Consider the following 468-nt stretch of genomic DNA (forward strand, 5'->3'; position numbering starts at 1 on the left):
GAGGTTGATCGTCTCTGGCGGGGCCGTCACGATGCCCACCCGGTCCAGGAGGATGAGGAGGGGCGTGAGCAGGGACCAGAAGCTGCCGGGCGCCGCCGCGGATTCCGGTACCTCTTCGGGGCGTTGGTGGCCGTCGTACGGCGCTGTCGCCAGGGGTACGGACAGACCGTGCGCGCCGACGACCGCCTCGGTGAGCGGGGAACGGCGGGGGGACACGGCGACGACCGTGCAGCCGCGGCGGCGCCCGGCAGCTTCTGGTCCCTGCTCACGCCCCTCCTCATCCTCCTGGACCGGGTGGGCATCGTGACGGCCCCGCCAGAGACGATCAACCTCGTCGCGGACCGCCTGGACCGGACGGCTGAGCGCTGCGGGCCGACCGTCACCACGTACGGCAACCCCGCCAAGACGCTCGCGTCCGAGCTCGCCGAGTCGCTCCCCCTCATCTGGTCGGAAGGGACGCCCGCCGCG

General features: G+C 73.1%; 2 pseudogenes. One reads left to right on the forward strand and one right to left on the reverse strand.

Features of this window, described 5'->3' with window-relative positions:
* Positions 1–240, reverse strand: a pseudogene (locus J0695_RS36740) (SIS domain-containing protein); the annotation flags it as partial.
* Between J0695_RS36740 and J0695_RS44495 the strand changes: the two are divergent.
* A pseudogene (locus J0695_RS44495) lies at positions 235–468 on the forward strand (SIS domain-containing protein); the annotation flags it as partial. The pseudogenes J0695_RS36740 and J0695_RS44495 overlap by 6 nt on opposite strands.

It is taken from the genome of Streptomyces beijiangensis (genome assembly GCF_017315755.1).
GTDB lineage: Bacteria > Actinomycetota > Actinomycetes > Streptomycetales > Streptomycetaceae > Streptomyces > Streptomyces beijiangensis.